This is a genomic window from Rhodovibrio sodomensis (assembly GCF_016583645.1).
GTDB classification, from domain to species: Bacteria; Pseudomonadota; Alphaproteobacteria; order Kiloniellales; family Rhodovibrionaceae; genus Rhodovibrio; species Rhodovibrio sodomensis.
In genome coordinates this window covers 1-19,003 of record NZ_NRRL01000081.1, presented here as the reverse complement: position 1 = coordinate 19,003, position 19,003 = coordinate 1, and the positions used below count along the sequence as shown (strand labels likewise).

The following is a 19,003-nucleotide window of genomic DNA, read 5'->3' as shown; positions in this document are numbered from 1 at the left end:
TCCGTGGAGAGATCGACCATGGCGTTGGCTCCCGGCCCCAACCCGCTGCCCCCCCTGTTCCGCCTACCTCAAGCGCCGCGCCTGCGGCCGGGAGCCAACGCCATGGTCGATCTCTCCACGGACTTCCTCGGCATCAAGTCGCCCAACCCGTTCTGGCTCGCCTCCGCGCCGCCGACCGACAAGGCCTACAACGTCGAACGGGCGTTCAAGGCCGGCTGGGGCGGGGTGGTCTGGAAAACGCTGGGCGAGGACCCGCCGATCGTGAACATCTCCGGCCCCCGCTACGGCGCGCTCTACGGCAGCGACCGCCGGGTGATCGGCTTCAACAACATCGAACTGATCTCCGACCGGCCGCTGGAGACCAACCTGCGGGAGATCAAGGCGGTCAAGGCGCGCTGGCCGGACCGGGCGATGATCGTCTCGCTGATGGTTCCGTGCACCGAGGACAGCTGGAAGGCGATCGTCAAGCGGGTCGAGGCGACCGGTGCGGACGGCATCGAGCTCAACTTCGGCTGCCCGCACGGCATGTCGGAACGCGGCATGGGCTCGGCGGTCGGGCAGGTCCCGGACTACGTCGAGATGGTCACCCGCTGGTGCAAGCAGAACACCCGCATGCCGGTGATCGTGAAGCTGACCCCGAACGTCACCGACGTGCGCAAGCCCGCCCGCGCCGCCAAGGCCGGCGGCGCCGACGCGGTGTCGCTGATCAACACGATCAACTCGATCACCGGCGTCGACCTGGACCTGATGGCGCCCGCGCCGACCACCGACGGCAAGGGCACCCACGGCGGCTACTGCGGCGAGGCGGTCAAGCCGATCGCGCTCAACATGGTGGCCGAGATCGCCCGCGATCCCGAGACCCGCGGCCTGCCGATCTCCGGCATCGGCGGCATCACCACCTGGCGCGACGCCGCCGAGTTCATGGCGCTGGGCGCGGGCAACGTGCAGGTCTGCACGGCGGCGATGGTCTACGGCTTCCACATCGTCGAGGAGATGAAATCGGGCCTCGCCAACTGGATGCGCGAGAAGGGCTACGACCGTGTCGACCAGTTCGTCGGCAAGGCGGTGCCCAACGTCACCGACTGGCAGTACCTGAACCTGAACTATGTCGTGAAGGCGCGGATCGACCAGGACAGCTGCATCAAGTGCGGGCGCTGCCACATCGCCTGCGAGGACACCTCCCACCAGGCGATCACCGCGACCAAGAACGGCGTCCGCCACTTCGAGGTGATCGACGAGATGTGCGTCGGCTGCAATCTGTGCGTCGACGTCTGCCCGGTGCCCGACTGCATCACCATGGAGCACCTGACCGACGGCATCGACCCGCGCACCGGCATGGCGATCACCACCGCCTACGGCAACTGGACCACCCACCCCAATAACCCGCAGGCCTGCGCCAGCGAGACCGAACCGGCGGAGTAGCCGGCGTCCGGTCCAGCGCGTACCGGGCGCGGGGCGCCCCGCGGCCCCTGGCCGACGCGCCCCGCCGGGTTCATCTGTGCCTTGAGCGCCGGCGCCGGCGCGATCCGCCGATACCCGGGCGGCGCGCCCGCGGCGTCATCTGACGTTGCCTTTTTCAGCCTCGCCGTCATAATGTATACATTATCAGCGGCCGTGCACCGCCGGTGCACGGCCGCGCAATGCCCGGAGGCAGGATGACCGACGACAAGAAGCTGCGCTCGCGCGCCTGGTTCGACAACCCGCTCAACCCCGACATGACGGCGCTCTACCTGGAGCGCTATCTCAACTTCGGGCTGAGCAAAGAGGAGTTGCAGTCGGGCCGGCCGGTGATTGCGATCGCGCAGACCGGTTCCGACCTGTCGCCGTGTAACCGCCACCATCTCGAACTCGCCAACCGCGTGCGCGACGGCATCCGGGATGCCGGCGGTGTCGCGCTCGAGGTGCCGGTCCACCCGATCCAGGAGACCGGCAAGCGCCCGACCGCGGGCCTCGACCGCAACCTCTCGTATCTCAGCCTGGTCGAATCGCTGTACGGCTATCCGATCGACGGGGTCGTGCTCACGATCGGCTGCGACAAGACCACCCCGGCGCTGCTGATGGCCGCGGCGACGGTGAACATCCCCGCCATCGCGCTGTCGGTCGGGCCGATGCTGAACGGCTGGTTCCGCGGCGAGCGCACCGGCTCCGGCACGATCGTCTGGAAGGCGCGCGAGATGATGGCGCGCGGCGAGATCGACTACGACGGCTTCATCAGCCTGGTCGCGTCGTCCGCGCCCTCGACCGGCTACTGCAACACCATGGGCACGGCGACGACGATGAACTCGCTCGCCGAAGCGCTCGGCATGCAGCTGCCCGGCTCGGCGGCGATCCCGGCGCCCTACCGCGACCGCCAGGAGATGTCGTGGCGCACCGGCAAGCGCATCGTCGAGATGGTGCACGAGGACCTGAAGCCCTCCGACATCATGACCCGCGACGCGTTCCTCAACGCCATCCGGGTCAACTCCGCGATCGGCGGCTCCACCAACGCGCCGATCCACATCACCGGCCTGGCGCGGCACATCGGCGTGGATCTCTCGATCGACGACTGGCAGGAGCAGGGCGAGCACATCCCGCTGCTGGTCAACCTGCAGCCCGCCGGCGAGTACCTGGGCGAGGACTACTACCACGCCGGCGGCGTACCCGCGGTGGTCAACCAGCTGATCGGCCAGGGCCTGATCCACGAGGACGCGCTGACCGTCAACGGCCGCACGATCGGCGAGAACTGCCGCGGCGTCGAGATCGCTGACGAGAACGTGATCCGCACCTACGACCGGCCGCTGCGCGAGAACGCCGGCTTCCGCATCCTCAAGGGCAATCTGTTCGAGAGCGCGATCATGAAGCTCTCGGTGATCTCCGACGACTTCCGGCAGCGCTACCTGTCGAACCCGGACGACCCGATGGCGTTCGAGGGCAAGGCGGTCGTGTTCGACGGGCCCGAGGACTACCACCACCGGATCGACGATCCCGCGCTGGAGATCGACGAAAACTCGATCCTGTTCATGCGCGGCGCCGGGCCGATCGGCTATCCGGGCGCGGCGGAAGTCGTGAACATGCGCGCGCCGGACTACCTGCTGAAGCGCGGCATCACGGCACTGCCCTGCGTCGGCGACGGGCGGCAGTCCGGCACCTCCGGCTCGCCTTCGATCCTGAACGCCTCGCCCGAGGCGGCGGCCGGCGGCGGTCTGGCGCTATTGCGCACGCACGACCGGGTGCGGATCGACCTCGGCCGGGGGCGCGCCGACATGCTGGTCTCCGACGAGGATCTGGAGACCCGTCGCCGGGAGCTGGAAGCCCAGGGCGGTTACGCCTACCCGGCGCATCAGACGCCCTGGCAGGAAATCCAGCGCGGGATCGTATCGCAGCTCGGCACCGGCGCGGTGCTGGAGCCCGCGGTGCGCTATCGCCGGCTGGCGCAGGGCGGCGCGGACGGCACCATGCCGCGCGTGCCGCGCGACAACCACTGACACTGGCCACGGAGAAGCGCTTTGAGCGGAACGCCACGTGTCGGCTTCGTCGGCGTCGGCCTGATGGGCCACGGCATGGCGAAGAACATCGTCGAGGCGGGCTATCCCCTGACGGTGGTCGGCCACCGCAACCGCGACCCGGTCAAGGACCTGAAGACCCGCGGCGCCGAGGAGGCTTCGGACCTGGCCGGTCTGGCCGCGGCCGCCGAGCTGGTGGTCCTGTGCCTGCCCGGCAGCCCCGAGGTCGAGACCGCGGTCGAGGCCCTGCTGGCGGCCGGGTTCCAGGGAACGGTGGTCGACTGCTCGACCTCCAATCCGGTTTCGACCCGCCAGCTCGCCGCGCGCTGCGCAGCCGCCGGGGCCGCTCTCGTCGACGCGCCGCTCAGCCGCACGCCGAAGGAGGCCTGGGAAGGCACGCTCGACTGCATGGCCGGCGGCGCCGAGGCCGACTTCGAACGCGTGCGTCCGGTGATCGACTGCTGGGCCGGGCGCCTGCTGCATGTCGGGGACGTCGGCGCCGGGCACACGATGAAGCTGCTCAACAACTTCATCTCGCTCGGCTACGCCACGCTCTATTCCGAGGCGCTGGCGATCGGCGCGAAAAACGGCGTCGATGCCGCCACCTTCCACGACGTGATCTCGGGCGGGCGGATGGACTGCGGCTTCTATCAGACGTTCATGGCGTATGTCGTCGGCGGCGATCCGGAAGCGCACCGCTTCGCCCTGGCCAACGCGCACAAGGACATGCGCTACCTGGTCTCGCTCGCCAACGAGAGCGGGATCTCCAGCCACGTCTCCTCGGTGGTCAAGAACGGCTTCGCCGCCGCCGAGGCGCAGGGCCGCGGGGCGGACTATCTGCCCACGCTTTCCGATTTCGTCCAGGACATGAACGGCATCCGGCGCGATGAGCGATAGCGCGTCCGACTGGGACGACGACAGCCCGGCCGGGACGGCCGACCGGCAGCCGCGCCGCCGGGCGGCGCCGGCCGCCCTGGACGGCGCGCGCGCCCGGCCGAGCCGCAACACCGATCCAACCCTGCCGGCGCGCGAGCGGGCCTATCGCGAGATGCGCTACCGGATCCTCGAGGGCGGGCTGGCCCCCGGCACCACCCTGCTCGAGACCGAGCTCGCCACCCTGCTCGCGATGAGCCGCACCCCGATCCGCGAGGCGACGATCCGGCTCGAGAAGGAGGGGCTGGTCACCATCCGCCCGCGCCACGGCATCACCGTGAACGCGCTGTCGCTCGACGACCTCGCCGAGATCTACGAGGTGTTCTCCGCGCTGGAAGTGCGCGCGGCGGGCCTGGCGGCGCTGCGCGGCCTGTCGACCGAGGCAGCCGAGCGGATGCGTGGCCTGCTCGACGCCATGGAGCACGCGACCCAGCAGGGTCGGATCGAACATTGGTCACGCCTCGACGACGAGTTTCATTCCACGATCGCGGCCGCGTCCGGCAACGCGCGCCTGCAGTCGACGCTGCGCCTGTACTGGGACCAGCAGTACCGCGCCCGCCTCGCGATCGTGCCGCTGCGCGCCAGCCCAACCCGCTCCGACGCCGAGCACCGCAGCATCTTCGAGGCGATCCGCGCCGGCGACGAAGCCGAGGCGGAGCGGCTGATGCGTGCGCACCGCATGCGCGCCGACGCCCAGACGCTGGAGCTCTTGCGCGGCCAGCCTTTCGTGGCAAGCGGCGGCGCGGGCTGACCCGTCGTCAAGCCCGGCGCACCGGCGCCGGTCGGACCGAATGCCAGAACAATGTATACATTGTTTCCCGGTCGCCGATGTGCGACAAGGGGGCGCGATCGCGCCGGTGTCCAGGCGCGGCCAGCAGGTCGGAGGAAACGCCGATGAACAAGATCGACATGAACAACCGCGTCGCCATCATCACCGGCGGCGCCCGCGGCATCGGCTATGCCGCGGCCGAGCGCGTCATCGACGGCGGTGGCCGCGTCATCCTGTGGGACATCGACACGGACGGCGTGGCCGATGCCGCCGAACGGCTCGGTCCGCAGGCGTCCGGCCGCGCGCTCGACCTGACCGACGAGACCGCCGTTGGCGAGGCCACCGAGGCGGCCACCCGCGACGGCCGCGTCGACATTCTGGTCAACAACGCCGGCATCACCGGCGGCAATGCCAAGACCTGGGAACTCGACCCCGCGACCTGGCGCAAGGTCGTCGAGGTCAACCTGATCGCGCCCTACCTGACCTGCCGGGCGGTGGTGCCGCACCTGATGGCGAACGGCTACGGCCGGATCGTCAACGTCGCCTCGATCGCCGGCAAGGAGGGCAACCCGAACGCCTCGCACTATTCGGCCTCGAAGGCCGGGCTGATCGGGCTCACCAAGTCGCTCGGCAAGGAGCTGGCGCGGACCGGCGTGCTGGTGAACTGCCTGACGCCGGCGGCGGCGCGCACGCCGATCTTCGACCAGATGAGCCAGGAGCACATCGACTTCATGCTCTCGAAGATCCCGATGGGCCGCTTCGTCGAGCCGGCCGAGGTGGCCGCCATGATCGCGTGGCTCGCCTCGGAGGACTGTTCGTTTACCACCGGCGGCGTGTTCGACATCTCGGGCGGCCGCGCCGTTTACTGATACTCAACGGGGAAAGACACATGAAACTCGCGCGTTACGGCTCAAAGGGCGCGGAGAAGCCGGGTCTCGTCGACGACCAGGGCACGCTCCGCGACCTCAGCGGCCATGTCGACGACATCGCCGGCGAGACGCTGTCGGATGCCGGGCTCGACCGCCTGCGCCGCATCGACCCGAGCACACTGCCCGCCGTCGACGGAGCGCCCCGCTACGGCCCGTGCGTCGGCGGGGTGCGCAAGATCGCCTGCATCGGGCTCAACTACTCCGACCACGCCGCCGAGAGCAACATGCCGGAGCCGAGCGAGCCGATCATCTTCATGAAGGCCGTCTCCGCGCTCTCCGGCCCGTACGACGATGTCGAGAAGCCGCGCGGCTCGGAGAAGATGGACTGGGAGGTCGAGCTGGCGATCGTGATCGGCAGCCGGGCGAAATACGTCGCCGAAGCCGACGCGATGAACCACGTCGCCGGCTTCGCGGTCATGAACGACGTCTCCGAGCGCAGCTTCCAGCAGGACCGCCAGGGCCAGTGGACCAAGGGCAAGAGCCACGACACCTTCGGCCCGCTCGGCCCCTGGCTGGTCACCCGCGACGAGGTCGGCGACCCGCACGAACTCAGCATGTGGCTCGACGTGAACGGCGAGCGCAAGCAGACCGGCGCGACCCGCACGCTGATCTTCACCGTGCCGCACCTGATTTCCTACGCCTCGCAGTTCATGACGCTGGAGCCGGGCGACATCATCCCGACCGGCACACCGCCGGGTGTCGGCCAGGGCATGCGCCCGCAGCAGTTCCTCAACGCGGGCGATGTGATGGAGCTCGGCGTCGAAAAGCTGGGCAGCCAGCGCCAGCGGGTGATCGCCGCGTAACGCCCGCCACGACAGCGTGCAGCCGATCGGCCGGCGGCCCCGGGTTCAGGGGGCCGCCGGCCTTTTCTATTTGTACCAGAGGGCGAGTTCCGGGAAGACCATCACCAGCACCAGCGCAATGAACTGGAGCGCGATGAACGGCAGCAGCGAGCGGAAGATCACGCCGAGCGTGATGTCCGGCGGCGCCACGCTCTTCAGGTAGAACGCGGCCGGTCCGAACGGCGGCGACAGGAACGAGATCTGCATGTTGAGCGCGAACAGCACGCCAAACCAGATCAGGTCGTAGCCGAGCGAGGAGACGATCGGCGCGAAAATCGGGATCGTCAGCAGCGCGATCCCGACCCAGTCGAGGAACATCCCCAGGACCGCCAGGATGATCATCATCACGATCAGCACCACCAGCGGATCCTCGGACACGCCGGTCAGCGTCCGTTCGACGAAGTCGATCCCGCCCATCAGGTTGTAGACCCCGATCAAAGCGGTGGCGCCGACGCCGATCCAGACGATCATGCCGCAGGTGCGCAGCGTCTGCATCGAGGCGTCGGACAGCATCTTCCAGTTTAATTCACCCCGGATGAGGGTGGACAGCACAACGCCGACCACGCCGATCGCCGAGGCCTCCGTGACCGACGCAATGCCGCCGTAGATCGATCCCAGCACGAACGCCACCACCAGCAGCGGCAGGATCAGCCCCTTCAGAAGCGAAAGTTTTTGCGCCAGCGGGACCTCGCCCTCGTCGTCGGCGGGAACCGGCGCCTTCTCCGGGCTGCGGTAGCCCGTGATCAGCACGTAGGCGGCGTAGAGCGAGGCCAGCATCAGCCCCGGCACGAACGAGGCGGTGAACAGCTCGCTGATCGAGACGTTGGCCGACAGACCGTAAATGATCAGCACGATCGACGGCGGGATCATGGTGCCCAACGCGCCGCCGGAGCAGACGATGCCGATCGCCAGCCGCCGGTCGTAGCCGAGACGCAGCATCTGCGGCAGCGCGAGCAGGCCGAGCAGCACGATCTCGCCGCCGATGATCCCGGACATGGCGGCGAGCACGACCGCCACCAGCAGCGTCTGCACGCCGACGCCGCCGCGCAACCGCCCGGCGACCAAGCGCATGGCGTCGAACAGGTCGCGCGCGATCCCTGATCGGTCCAGGATCGACGCCATCAGCACGAACATCGGCACGGAGACGAAAACGTACTGCGTGATGAAGGAGTAGATCCGCGTGGTCACGATCGGGACCGCCATCGGCCCGAACCAGCCCAGCGCGAAAATCAGCGCCACCAGAATGGTGACGAACGCCAGCGGCATGCCGGTGATCAGCAGCCCCAGCAGCATCGCGAACATGACGATGCTGCCGGCCTCGATGCCGAGGGCCGAGAGATCAAACATCCTCGGTGACCTCCTCGCCCGGGGCGCCGGGCTGGCTTTCCCGGCTCGGATCCCGGCGGATATGGCGGACCGTCTGGAGCAAGAACTGCACCGCCATGGTGCACAGCATCACGAACAGAACCGCCTTGACGATCGCCGGCGTCGGCGGGTTCCAGGCGCTGCCGCTGGTTTCCATGCGGAATTCGCCCGAGGGCATCCAGAACGCCTCGGAGACCATGTCCCAGGCGGCCCAGGACATCAGCGTGCAGGAGGCGCAGCCGATCAGCGAGATGCCGACGTCGAGCCATCGCCGGATATTCGGGCTGACCGTGTCGTAGAGCAGCACCACCCGGATATGCTTGTCGATCGCCACGCAGTAGGCGCCGCCGAAAGCGAAGCAGCCCGCGGCTAGGGCTGTCGTCGTCTCATGCACCCAGAAGGTGGGCGCGTTGAACACGTAGCGCATCACCACCTCGTAAAAGGTAAAGACGGTGATGAAGACGAAGATGATGCTAACCGGCCGGGCCAGCGGCACCAGAACGGCTGACACCCGATCCTGCGGTGTGCCGAACTGGTCGCGCCCGCTTTCCGTCATCGCCATGTCGTTCCTCCCCCGTCGCGGGCCCGGCGGCGGTACCGCCGCCGGGCCGATCCTGTCGTGACGGCCGGAAGGAGCCCAAAAGCGAAAGGCCAGAAGGCCGGATCGGCCTTCTGGCTGATTTTCGCTCGAACTCCTTCAGGCGGGGGCAAGAGCCAGCTGAAAGGCTGGGTAAACCTTCCGCGACCTTGCTCTCTTCAAGCCGTTAGAGCAGGTTCTGCGACTTCAGGTAGGAGGTCAGCGCGTCGTAGACCTTCTGAGCGTTCTCCGAACGCTTGGCGTAGTCCTTCCACTGCTCCTGGGCGATCTGACGGAATTCCTTCTTCGCCTCTTCCGACCAGGTGTGGATGGTCACGTCGTCGCGCTGACGCAGCTGCTCCGCGACCTTCTTGTCTTTGGCGCGGATCTGCTTGGCGAGCGTCTCGGCGTACCACTCGACAGAGTCATCGAGGATCTCGCGGTCCTTTTTGGACATCGAATCCCAGGTGCTCTTGGTAATCGACACCTCGTTGAGCGGCAGCGAGTGGAAACCCGGCCAGATCGGGTGCTTGGCCACGTCGTGCAGGCCCATCGAATGGTTGGTCGCCAGCGTGGTCGCGTCGGCGGCGCTGATCACGCCCTTGTCGAGCGCGGTGAACACCTCCGACTGCGGCAGGTTCACCGGCGAGGCACCGGCGGCGGCGAAGGCCGACTGCACCATGCCCTCGGGCGCGCGCATTTTCACGCCCTTCAGGTCATCGACGTTCTCGATCGGCAGCTTGGACGGGATCGACTCGGCCGTCTGGGCGGCCGGGCCGATGAACTGCACCCCGTAGGGGTTGAGGATTTCGTTGTACAGCTCGGTGCCGCCGCCCTCGTTGAAGAAGGCGCGCAGCTCCTCGGGGCTCGAATAGGCGCCGACCGGATTGCCGATCAGGGCGAACGCCGGGTCCTTACCCGTGAAATAGGAGCTGTCGGTGATGTGGCCGTCCAGGATCCCGGCGCCAACCGCGGTCAGCGTCTCGCTGTACTCCACGATCGAGCCAACCGGGAGCATCTCGACCTGGATGCGCCCGTTCGACATCTCCTCGACCTTGTTGGCCCATTGCTGCTGGATCTGGAACGCAGCCGTGCCGGAGTTGTCGCTGCTCTGGAACTGCAGGTCGTAGGTGTCCTGCGCCTGCGCCGCGGTCGCGAGCGCGCCGAGCGCGACCGTGGCCGCGAGTAGCTTTTTGATCATGAGGGTTTCCTCCCAGGGAGTCTGTGGCGTTGCTTTGCGTTGCTTATTGCCGGGGGCCCGATGCACGATCCCCCGGGTGCTGTGACAAGCCGTCGCGCACCGGCACGGAGTTTCTCGCAACTCCGCCAGCACATCAAGGGATGACAAGCGCTAAACATCCCATGATAATTCGAGCACGAGCCTTCGTTGGCCCGGTCGCCACAACGCGAACACGGATTGGATGGTGGGACGACAGGATACGATGGACGGTGCGGAGAGCCAGCATACGTCGGCCACGGACGCGGCCGCCCGGGAGACGACCACCCGCGAGGGCCGGGTGCACGAGGTCGCCGATACGCTGGGCCGCCGGATCGCTGGCGGCGTCTACCAGCCTGGACAGTCGCTGCCGACCGAACCGGAGCTTGCCAGGGCCCTCGGGGTCGGCCGCAACGCCGTGCGCGAGGCGGTCAAGATGCTTGCGGGGAAGGGGCTTTTGCGGACCGGCCGGCGCGCCGGCACGATCGTCCAGCCGCACGCCGAATGGAGCCTGCTCGACACCAGCGTGATCGGTTGGCTGCTCGAGAACCCCAGCGATCGCGCGCGTCTGGTCGACGAACTGGTTGAAATGCGCGCGATCGTGGAGCCCGAGGCGGTCGCCCTCGCCGCCGAGCGGGCGAAGATGAGCCAGGTGATCCGGCTCTGGGAAGCGGTCGAGGCGATGGAGACCCTGCCGGAAATCTCGGCGGCCGCGCTCGACGCCGACATCCGGTTTCACCGCGTGATCTTCGAGGCAGCCGACAGCCGGCTGCTGCTCGGCATGTTCCACGCCATCGAGCTGCTCCTCCGGGTGAACTTCGCGACCGGCATGCTGGCCGGGTCCGCGTTCGCCGAGAACCTCGCCCACCACCGCGCGATCGCCCACGCCGTGCAGCACCGCGACGGCGCGGAAGCCCGGCACCTTATGCACGAACTGGTCGCGCGCAATCGCGAGGACGTCAAACGCGCCCGCCGCCTGGACGAGACACCGGACGACGGGTAACCCGGTCCCGTTGTCCGCCGGTCCGACCGCCAATTCTTGGCTCGACTTTGCTCAAAATCGAGCTAAGAAAAGACCGGTTCAGTCTGTTACACTATCTTCGGCCCTGAAGGCACGATCCGGCAGCGGATACTTGAGCCCGGTGGCGCAGTTGTACAGGACCGCTTCGGCATCGGCGGAGATCTGCCCAGAGCCCACGGCCTCTTCCCAGGCGGCGAAAGTCGCCGCCCCTTCCGGACACAGCAAGTTTCCGGTCTGCCGGGCCACGCGGTCCCGGGCTTCCATAATCGTGTCATCGTCGATCGCCGTCGCCCAGCCGCCGGACTCGCGAACCGCGTCGAGGATCAGGAAATCCCCCACGGCGGCCGGCACGCGAATTCCGGCGGCGAACGTGCGCGCATCCTGCCACAACTCGGCGTGGCGCGCGCCGTTCTGCCAAGCCCGCACGATGGGCGCGCACCCGCTGGCCTGCACGGCGATCATCTTGGGCAGCGGACCTTCAAGCCAGCCGAGCTCGCGCAGCTCGTGGAACGCCTTCCACATCCCGATCAGGCCGGTCCCGCCGCCGGTGGGGTAGAAGATCGCCTCGGGCAGGCGCCAGTCGAGCTGCTCGGCCAGTTCCAGGCCCATCGTCTTCTTGCCCTCGATCCGGTAGGGCTCCTTCAGGGTGGAGGTGTCGAACCAACCCTGGCTCTCCTTGCCCTGCTGGACGTACTTGCCGCAGTCGTTGATCAGGCCGTCGACGCGGTAGACCGTGCCGCCCATCGCTGCCGTCTCGCGGATGTTGATCTCCGGCGTGTCGGCCGGGCAGAAGACGGTCGCCTTCAGGCCGGCCTGCGCGGCGTACCCGGCTAGGGCGGCGCCGGCGTTGCCGTTGGTCGGCATCGCTAGGTGTTCGATCCCCAACTCCCGGGCCCGCGAAACCGCCAGCGCGAGGCCGCGCGCCTTGAACGAGCCGGTCGGCAGGCGTCCCTCATCCTTCACCGTGAGGTTCCGCCCAAAGCTTTTGAGCGGAATAATTGGGGTCACGACCTCGCCCAGGGACACGCGGTTCCGGGCTTCTTTGACAGGCAAGAAGGAAGCGTAGCGCCAGAAGCCCGGCGCGCTCGAAGTCGCGATGTCGGCCTTGCTGACCGTATCCGCTAGGGTGCCCAGGTCGTAGCGGACGAGCAGCGGCTTGCCGGCCTCGGAGAGACCTTGCGGCCGGTCGATGTCGTAACGCGCCCCGGTTTCCGAGCATTCCAAGTGCGTGGCGAAGGTCTGAACGGTCATCCCAATCCTCTTTGTCTTTCGGGTGGAGAGGCTGGCGGCCCTGCTAAGCGCGCCCTTTCCACGGAACCAGCTTCCCTTCGATAAAGCGCATGATCATGTCGAACATGTAGGCCAGGAAGCCGATGACGATGATCCCGAGGATCACCACGCTGGTGTTCAGGAACTCGGAGGCGGAGAGCACCATGTAGCCGAGGCCCGATGTCGCGGCGACCATCTCTGCGGCGACCAGAACGGTCCAACCGAAGCCAATGGCGATGCGCATGCCGGTTAGGATCTCGGGCAGGGCCGCCTTGAAGACGACGTGCTTGAGAACCTGCCATCGACTTGCCCCGAAACTGTAGGCGACGTGGATCTGCTCGATCGAGGCCGAGCGCACGCCCGCCCGCGCGCTAAGTGCCAGCGGCGCGAATATGCCGAGATAGATCAGAAGGATCTTGCTGGTTTCGCCGATGCCGAACCAAATGATGATGAGCGGCAGATAGGCGAGCGGCGGAATCGGCCGGTAGAACTCGATCGGCGGATCGAAAAGGCCGCGCATCAATTTGTTCACGCCCATGCCGATGCCGATCGGAATCGCTGTCACGCAAGCGAGCGCGAACGCTGCAAACACGCGCATGATGCTCTGCAGCGCGTGCTCGAACAACGTGGCGTTGTTGAAGCCCTCGCTCGATACCTCGACGAACTTGTCGAACACCATCTCCGGCGGCGGCAAGAACAGCGGTTTGACCAGCTCCGCGTTGGTGACCAGCCACCAGACCAGTAGCAGGACAAATGCGGTGGCGAAGCTGATTAGGCTGCTCCGGCCGGCACCCGGCTGGCCGTAGACCTCCGTGGTCGGACGACGGCGGCGCCCGATGTTCATCAACACCCGCGCGATGCCGCGACCGGCCTGCTTGTGGTTCGCTTCAACGGTCATCACGCGTCTCCGTGAATGCGGCTGAGGACATCCTCGCGCATCTCGATGAAGTCCTGGGACGCCTTGATCGCCCGCGCGGGCTCACCGCGCAGGTAGCGGCGGGAGAAGTCGAGATCGTAGGTGTGGGTGATCCGCCCGGGTCGCGGCGACATCAGGATCAGCTTGGTACCGAGGAACAGGGCCTCTTCGACGCTGTGGGTGATGAAAAAGACCTTCTTGCGCGTCTCCGACCAGACCCGCAGCAGGATTTCCTGAACGCTTTCCCGGGTCAGCGCGTCGAGCGCGCCCAGAGGTTTGTCCATCAACAGGATCTCGGGATCGGTCGCGAGCGCGCGGGCGACCCCGACGCGCTGCTGCATCCCGCCGGAGAGCTGGTACACCGCACTGGTCTCGAAGCCCTCGAGGCCAAGCAGGCTCAGGTACTGATTAGCCATTTCATAGCGCTTCGCACGCTCGACTCCCTGGATCTGCAGACCGAAGGCGACGTTGTCGATCACGTTCAGCCAGGGCATAAGCGCGTGCTTCTGGAACACGACCGCCCGGTCGGCGCCGGGCCCCCCGATCGGCGTGCCGTCGATCGCGATCGTCCCTTCCGTGGGCGCGAGGAAACCGGCGATCGCGTTCAGCAGAGTCGTCTTACCGCACCCGGACGCTCCGAGAGCGACAACGAAGTCGCCCTCGCCGATCGTCAGGCTGGCCTTGTCCAGGGCGTGGACGTCCCCCGAGTCCGCCGGGAAAACCACCGAAACGTTGTCGGCTTGGAGCGTGCTCATTGTCGCCACCCTTTCGAGGCCACGACGGCCGGGCGGCGGACCGCCCGGCCGTCACAAGTGAGCCAGAGCTAGTTGGCGCGGGCCTTCTCGACCCAGCTAGGATCCACGACCTGGCCGTAGTCTTCCCGCACCTCGTCGATCTTGCCCTGGTTCTTAAGGAACACGGACGTCGCCTCGAGAGCGGTCGCCACGCCGCCGCCGAGCCACTGCTTGGAGGCCTGCTCCTCGAGGCTTAGAAAGCCGATGCCGCCGAGCACCTGGGGCACCTGGTTCGGATCTGCGCCCGTGAAGCTGGCGATCGTCTTGACCGGCTTGGACTCCGGGGTCCATTCCGTTTTCTCGGCGTTGTACCGGGCGTTAATGTCCGCCAGCGTCTCGACAAAGCTGACCATGAACTCGGGGTTCTCGTCGGCGAACTCCGGATCGGCCACGAACCCGTCGAAGGTCGGCTTGCCCCACTGGGCGAGTTGGCCGGAGGTGATCAGAAGCCGGCCGCTCTTCAGGATCTCGCCCAGCGCCGGGTTCCAGACGAACGCGCCGTCGATGTCACCGCGCTTCCAGGCGGCGACCGCCTGGTTGGGCGACATGTTGACGATCTCCACTTCGCTGCGGGGAATGTTGAACTGCTCCAGCGCGAACAGCAGGTGGAAGTGCGTCGTCGAAGCGAGCGGCACCGCGATCGTCTTGCCGCGCAGGTCCTGCGGGGCGGTGATCCCCGCACCGTCGCGTACGGCGAACGCCTCCGCCGAAGCGAACACCTTGTCGACGTAGAAGACTTCCATGTCGACACCCTGCGCGATCGCGACCGCGCTTGGGCTCGATCCCAGCGCGGTCAGATCGACGCTGCCGGAGGCGAGGGCCGAGATCACCTTCGCCCCGGAATCGAACTGCCGCCAGTCGATGTCGACGCCCGTGGCATCGGCGAAGGCCCCGTTGGCCGCGGCGACCTTCCAGGGAGTGGGGACGCCGAAGTGGCCGATGGTCACCGTATCCGCCTCGGCCTGCTGCGGGGCGGCCGCGGCCGCCAGGCAGCCGACGCCGACGGCGCCGGCAATCAGGTTTCTGAGTTTGGGGTACATTTTGAACCTCCCTGTAACTTCTTCATGGGTCAGCCTAGGCGCCCGCTCTGGGGCGGGCTAATGCCGATACCGCAATGTCCGGAAAGCCTTCGGCATGGCCCGGCGCGCCGGCCGGACGCGTGTGCCCCGGCCTACAGGCGGTACCGGCGGTCCCGAAGCGTCATCGCGGCGACGATACGCGGGACGAGCTTCGGACATCCTGGAGGGCGCGATCGATCGTCGAGACACTCGTCCGGCACTCCGTGTCGGTGAGGCCCAGCGGGATGCGCATGTCGCAGAGACACCGCAACGTCCGGTCCGTCGCCGGCAGGTCCGGCAACTCGCCGACGTACCGCCATGAGCGGTAGGTGCTGGTGAAGCCGACCGGTTCGGCCGCACCGAACCATTTCACCGGCACACCTTCTTCCGCGCAGCGGTTCAAGAACGCCGTCATCCGCCCGGGATCGAGATCCTCGACAAAGAACTGGATGGCGTTACAGACGTAGTCCTCGCGCGGATGCCGCACCGGCCGGGTCACGCCCTCGACCCCGTCGAGCAGGTCGCCGATCACGTCGTGCAGGCGCCGCCAGGTCGCCGCCCGTTCGGGCAGCAGCGGGATCTGCGGGCGCAGAACGGCCGCCGCCAGATTGGACATGCGCATGCTTAGATTGGGTGTCGTGTACGTGTGGCGCTCGAACACCGCCGCGTCCGGCCGGGCGCCGTGCTGCAAGTGGAGCATGTAACTTCCGGACAGCAGGATGGCGCGTGCGGCGATGTCCGGATCATCTGTCACCAGCATGCCGCCCTCGCCCGCGTTCATGTGCTTGAAGCTCTGGAAGCTGAAGCAGCCGATCTCGCCCAGACGCCCCGTCGGCACCCCGTTCCAGCACGCCTCCAGGGTGTGCGCGCAGTCCTCGACGAGGGTCACGCCGTGCCGCCCGCAGACCTCGCGCACGGCGTCCATGTCGGAGATGTGACCGCGCATGTGTGAGAGCAGGAAAATCCGGGCCCCGCTTTCGCGAACTTTGGCTTCGAGGTCGGCGACATCGGTCTTGAGATCGGGTGTACACTCGACCATCACGGGCTCGGCGTTGGCGTGCGCGATCGCCCCGGGCACGGGTGCCAGGGTGAAGGCGTTGGTCAGCACCCGGTCTCCCGGTCCCACGCCCAGCGCGCGCAGGGCCAGGAACATCGCGCCGCCGCCGGAATTAACGGCGACCGCGTATCGGCTGGCGATGTGGGCGGCGAACTCTTCTTCCAAACGGGCGGCGGGCTGCCCGTCGCTGCCGAACTCGCCGTAGCGGAACAGCTGGCCCGAGCGCATCACGGCCGTGGCGGCCTCGATCCCTGCCTGGGGGATGCTCTCGACCTCGCTCAGCGGACGTAGCCGCTTTGACGCGTCATCCGGTTTGGTCATCACCGACCTCCTCTCGTTCGCGCCGGACATCCGGCCTCAAAGCAGCCAGACCGCCCCGCCCAGCACCCAGCCCGCCAGAAACAGGCTCTCCGCCACCATGACAGCAACCGGGCCCGGACCGACCTGGGCGAGCTGCTTCAGCGATGTCTTGATACCGAGCCCGGCGATCGCGGCGACAAGGAACCAGCCGGACGCGCTCTCCGTGATCCGCGCAATGCCAGCGGGGATCCAACCGGCGCTGTTGATGGCGACGAGCGCGCAAAACGCGAGCACGAACAACGGCACCGGTAGCTGCTGGCGCGACGGGCCGGTCTGCCGCCCGAAGGCGAGCGACAGTACGAACACGACCGGCACCAGCATGGCCACTCGGAAGAGTTTCGTAATCGTCGATGTGTCGCCGATCTCGGTGGACAGGCTGTATCCGGCCCCCACAACCTGGGCGACATCGTGGATCGTGCCGCCAAGAAAGAGGCCCGCCGCGAGCGTCTCCAGGCCGAGCGACCGTGCGATGATCGGGTAAACTATCATGGCGATCGTGCTCAGTGTCGTCACCGCGATAACGGCGAACACGGTGTTCTGCTCGCTTTTTCGCCCGCTTGGTAGGACAGCCGCGATCGCCAGCGCCGCCGACGCCCCGCAAATGCCGACGGCCCCGCCGGTCAACACCCCGAAGGTCTTGGGGTAGCCCGCTGCCCGGCTGATCAAAATGCCAACCGCGATGGTCAGGAAAGTCCCGGTGCCCACGAGCGCGACCGCCCCGAGGCCCAGCGACATCACCGCCTCCACCGTGATACGGGTCCCGAGTAGCGCCACGCCGGTGCGCAGGACGTATTTCGTGGCGATGTCGATGCCCGGCCGGCAAACGGTGTCCTCGCTCAAGAAGTGGAAGGCCATCCCGAGAAGCAGGGCGAAAAGCATATGTGGCGCGCCGTAGTGGTTCGCCAGAAAGCGGGCGGCCGCGGCGATCGTCAGGCATACCAAGAGGCCCGGGAAAAGACGCCTTGCCTCCCCCCGGATCTGCACCCAGCGCGCCGGCGGCGCGATCTCTTCCGTCATGGCCCGCCCGCGCGACCGGCGCGGACGGACCGCGGCCGCGACGTGGCTGGTACGCCCGGCATGGCCTCAATACCCCAGATCGAAAGGTTCCCCCTGAAAATATTTGGCCAAGCGCGCGTCGGCGGAGCGCGCGTGAGCCTCCATGCCCTCCAGCCGCGACATCCGCGCGGTCACAGAACCGATCTCGCGGTTCGCCTCGCGCGACATGCGTTGGTAGGTGAGCGTCTTGAGAAACTTCATCGCGCTCAGGCCGCCGGTGTAACGGGCCGCGCCCTTGGTTGGCAGGATGTGGTTCGGCCCCGACGTCTTGTCGCCGTAGGCGACCGTCGTCTCCTCGCCCAGGAACAGCGAACCGTAGTTGGTGAGGTTGGCGAGCCACCAGTCCAACTCGGCGGCGTGAACCTCTAAATGTTCGGGCGCGTAGCGGTCACTCAAGGCTGCGGCCTCGGCCGGCGAGCCCGTGACCGCGATCTCCCCGCAATCGCGCCAAGCCTCGTGGGCGTTGGTGCGGTTGGGTTCGGGCAACGAATCGATGCGGGTCCGAGTGCGGTCGGCCACGGCTTCCGCAAGCCCGCGCGAGAGCGTGATCAGCCAGATCGGGGAGTTGCTGCCGTGCTCGGCCTGCCCCACCAGATCTGCCGCGAGGATGTCCGGGTCCGCCGTATCATCGGCGATCACCAAGATCTCGGTCGGACCGGCGAACAGATCGATGCCCACCCGGCCGAAAAGGGCGCGTTTGGCCTCGGCAACGAACTGGTTGCCCGGTCCGACCAGGATGTCGGCGGGCTGCTCGGTGAACAGGCCGAAAGCCATGGACGCCACGGCCTGCACGCCGCCCATCGTCAGAATGGTGTCTGCCCCGCTATAGTCCAGCGCGTACAGGACGGCGGGATGGATGCCCTGTTCCCCGCGCGGCGGGGAACACGCGGTGACGTGCTGGACACCTGCCACCTTCGCTGTCGCCACGCTCATCAGCGCCGAAGCCAAATGGCAGTACCGCCCGCCCGGCACATAGCAGCCGGCCCCAGCCATCGGGATGTTGCGCTGGCCCGCCCAGACACCCGGCGAAATTTCAATCTCGAAAGACGACAGGCTGTCGCGCTGCGCCTCGGAAAACCGGCGGACGCGATCGTAGGCGAAGTGCACGTCGTCCTTAATCGCCTGGGGGACACGCTCCGCGGCCTCGGCGATGCATGTGCGGGAGACAGCGATCTCGCCCTCCCAGCCGTCCAGCTCACGGGCGTAGCCACGGGCCGTCGCCTCGCCGCCGCTGAGGTGTCCCGGGTTTCTCGGAGGCTGCGGTGGTTGGACGATCAGGCCGCCATGGCGGCCTGATCGTCCAGCTCGAAAAATTTCGCCTCTGCCTCCGCCGGCGGGATATGGCCGAGGGGTTCCAGT

The 19,003-nt window shown here is 67.5% G+C and carries 17 protein-coding genes; 7 read left to right on the top strand and 10 right to left on the bottom strand.

All coding sequences use genetic code 11. The annotated features are described in order from the left end of the window. The 6 genes from preA to CKO28_RS19960 all read left to right on the top strand — a co-directional run. On the top strand, positions 1-1,422 hold a 1,422-nt coding region (preA, locus tag CKO28_RS19985; RefSeq protein ID WP_437127641.1), incomplete at its 5' end, for an NAD-dependent dihydropyrimidine dehydrogenase subunit PreA. Positions 1,423-1,655: 233 nt separating this feature from the next. Then, on the top strand, positions 1,656-3,464 hold the full coding sequence (locus CKO28_RS19980; RefSeq protein ID WP_200342583.1) for an IlvD/Edd family dehydratase: 1,809 nt from the start codon (positions 1,656-1,658) through the stop codon (positions 3,462-3,464). Positions 3,465-3,485: 21 nt separating this feature from the next. Continuing rightward, positions 3,486-4,379, top strand: coding sequence for an NAD(P)-dependent oxidoreductase (locus tag CKO28_RS19975; protein WP_274611022.1), 894 nt, complete (start codon positions 3,486-3,488; stop codon positions 4,377-4,379). Continuing rightward, positions 4,369-5,166: a GntR family transcriptional regulator gene (locus CKO28_RS19970; protein ID WP_200342582.1), complete on the top strand. Its 798-nt coding sequence runs from the start codon at positions 4,369-4,371 to the stop codon at positions 5,164-5,166. Before CKO28_RS19975 ends, CKO28_RS19970 begins: the two co-directional genes overlap by 11 nt. Positions 5,167-5,309: 143 nt before the next feature. Continuing rightward, positions 5,310-6,053: an SDR family NAD(P)-dependent oxidoreductase gene (locus CKO28_RS19965; RefSeq protein WP_200342581.1), complete on the top strand. Its 744-nt coding sequence runs from the start codon at positions 5,310-5,312 to the stop codon at positions 6,051-6,053. 20 nt (positions 6,054-6,073) lie between these two features. Then, entirely contained in the window at positions 6,074-6,916 is an 843-nt protein-coding gene (locus tag CKO28_RS19960; protein ID WP_200342580.1) for a fumarylacetoacetate hydrolase family protein, read from the top strand. A 66-nt stretch (positions 6,917-6,982) separates the two neighbouring features. On the opposite strand, the gene CKO28_RS19955 is transcribed toward CKO28_RS19960, so the two are convergent. From CKO28_RS19955 to CKO28_RS19945, 3 genes are all read right to left on the bottom strand, one after another. Beyond that, on the bottom strand, positions 6,983-8,302 hold the full coding sequence (locus tag CKO28_RS19955; RefSeq protein WP_200342579.1) for a TRAP transporter large permease: 1,320 nt from the start codon (positions 8,300-8,302) through the stop codon (positions 6,983-6,985). Beyond that, positions 8,295-8,882 (bottom strand): TRAP transporter small permease subunit, encoded by a 588-nt coding sequence (locus CKO28_RS19950; protein ID WP_200342578.1) that lies wholly within the window; start codon positions 8,880-8,882, stop codon positions 8,295-8,297. Before CKO28_RS19950 ends, CKO28_RS19955 begins: the two co-directional genes overlap by 8 nt. 202 nt (positions 8,883-9,084) lie before the next feature. Continuing rightward, entirely contained in the window at positions 9,085-10,098 is a 1,014-nt protein-coding gene (locus CKO28_RS19945; protein WP_200342577.1) for a TRAP transporter substrate-binding protein, read from the bottom strand. A 220-nt stretch (positions 10,099-10,318) separates the two neighbouring features. Here CKO28_RS19945 and CKO28_RS19940 point away from each other — a divergent pair, with 220 nt between their 5' ends. Next, positions 10,319-11,116 (top strand): FadR/GntR family transcriptional regulator, encoded by a 798-nt coding sequence (locus CKO28_RS19940; protein WP_200342576.1) that lies wholly within the window; start codon positions 10,319-10,321, stop codon positions 11,114-11,116. A 78-nt stretch (positions 11,117-11,194) separates the two neighbouring features. On the opposite strand, the gene CKO28_RS19935 is transcribed toward CKO28_RS19940, so the two are convergent. The 7 genes from CKO28_RS19935 to hisD form a co-directional block, all read right to left on the bottom strand. After that, complete coding sequence (locus CKO28_RS19935; RefSeq protein WP_200342575.1) at positions 11,195-12,385, bottom strand: threonine synthase; 1,191 nt, start codon at positions 12,383-12,385, stop codon at positions 11,195-11,197. Positions 12,386-12,428: 43 nt separating this feature from the next. Then, entirely contained in the window at positions 12,429-13,301 is an 873-nt protein-coding gene (locus CKO28_RS19930; RefSeq protein WP_200342574.1) for an ABC transporter permease subunit, read from the bottom strand. Then, positions 13,301-14,074 carry a taurine ABC transporter ATP-binding protein gene (locus CKO28_RS19925; RefSeq protein WP_200342573.1) on the bottom strand — a complete coding sequence of 258 codons (774 nt, stop codon included), beginning with the start codon at positions 14,072-14,074 and terminating at the stop codon, positions 13,301-13,303. Before CKO28_RS19925 ends, CKO28_RS19930 begins: the two co-directional genes overlap by 1 nt. A gap of 68 nt (positions 14,075-14,142) precedes the next feature. Continuing rightward, positions 14,143-15,153, bottom strand: a complete 1,011-nt coding sequence (gene tauA / locus CKO28_RS19920; protein ID WP_200342572.1) for a taurine ABC transporter substrate-binding protein — start codon at positions 15,151-15,153, stop codon at positions 14,143-14,145. Positions 15,154-15,313: 160 nt separating this feature from the next. Continuing rightward, on the bottom strand, positions 15,314-16,549 hold the full coding sequence (locus tag CKO28_RS19915) for a DegT/DnrJ/EryC1/StrS family aminotransferase (RefSeq protein WP_200342571.1): 1,236 nt from the start codon (positions 16,547-16,549) through the stop codon (positions 15,314-15,316). A 36-nt stretch (positions 16,550-16,585) separates the two neighbouring features. After that, positions 16,586-17,605 (bottom strand): YeiH family protein, encoded by a 1,020-nt coding sequence (locus CKO28_RS19910; RefSeq protein ID WP_200342570.1) that lies wholly within the window; start codon positions 17,603-17,605, stop codon positions 16,586-16,588. A 66-nt stretch (positions 17,606-17,671) separates the two neighbouring features. Continuing rightward, the gene (hisD, locus tag CKO28_RS19905) at positions 17,672-18,919 is read right to left on the bottom strand and encodes a histidinol dehydrogenase (protein WP_338050195.1); all 1,248 of its coding nucleotides are present in this window, start codon (positions 18,917-18,919) and stop codon (positions 17,672-17,674) included. Positions 18,920-19,003 lie beyond the last annotated feature (84 nt).

What these genes read in the sequence shown, in the direction of transcription:
- tauA (WP_200342572.1), bottom strand. Translation starts at nt 15,153, where the DNA reads ATGTACCCCAAACTCAGAAACCTGATTGCCGGCGCCGTCGGCGTCGGC.
- CKO28_RS19945 (WP_200342577.1), bottom strand. Translation starts at nt 10,098, where the DNA reads ATGATCAAAAAGCTACTCGCGGCCACGGTCGCGCTCGGCGCGCTCGCG.
- CKO28_RS19930 (WP_200342574.1), bottom strand. Translation starts at nt 13,301, where the DNA reads ATGACCGTTGAAGCGAACCACAAGCAGGCCGGTCGCGGCATCGCGCGG.
- CKO28_RS19950 (WP_200342578.1), bottom strand. Translation starts at nt 8,882, where the DNA reads ATGGCGATGACGGAAAGCGGGCGCGACCAGTTCGGCACACCGCAGGAT.
- CKO28_RS19960 (WP_200342580.1), top strand. Translation starts at nt 6,074, where the DNA reads ATGAAACTCGCGCGTTACGGCTCAAAGGGCGCGGAGAAGCCGGGTCTC.
- CKO28_RS19915 (WP_200342571.1), bottom strand. Translation starts at nt 16,549, where the DNA reads ATGACCAAACCGGATGACGCGTCAAAGCGGCTACGTCCGCTGAGCGAG.
- CKO28_RS19965 (WP_200342581.1), top strand. Translation starts at nt 5,310, where the DNA reads ATGAACAAGATCGACATGAACAACCGCGTCGCCATCATCACCGGCGGC.
- CKO28_RS19940 (WP_200342576.1), top strand. Translation starts at nt 10,319, where the DNA reads ATGGTGGGACGACAGGATACGATGGACGGTGCGGAGAGCCAGCATACG.
- CKO28_RS19980 (WP_200342583.1), top strand. Translation starts at nt 1,656, where the DNA reads ATGACCGACGACAAGAAGCTGCGCTCGCGCGCCTGGTTCGACAACCCG.
- CKO28_RS19970 (WP_200342582.1), top strand. Translation starts at nt 4,369, where the DNA reads ATGAGCGATAGCGCGTCCGACTGGGACGACGACAGCCCGGCCGGGACG.
- CKO28_RS19925 (WP_200342573.1), bottom strand. Translation starts at nt 14,074, where the DNA reads ATGAGCACGCTCCAAGCCGACAACGTTTCGGTGGTTTTCCCGGCGGAC.
- CKO28_RS19935 (WP_200342575.1), bottom strand. Translation starts at nt 12,385, where the DNA reads ATGACCGTTCAGACCTTCGCCACGCACTTGGAATGCTCGGAAACCGGG.
- CKO28_RS19910 (WP_200342570.1), bottom strand. Translation starts at nt 17,605, where the DNA reads ATGACGGAAGAGATCGCGCCGCCGGCGCGCTGGGTGCAGATCCGGGGG.
- CKO28_RS19955 (WP_200342579.1), bottom strand. Translation starts at nt 8,302, where the DNA reads ATGTTTGATCTCTCGGCCCTCGGCATCGAGGCCGGCAGCATCGTCATG.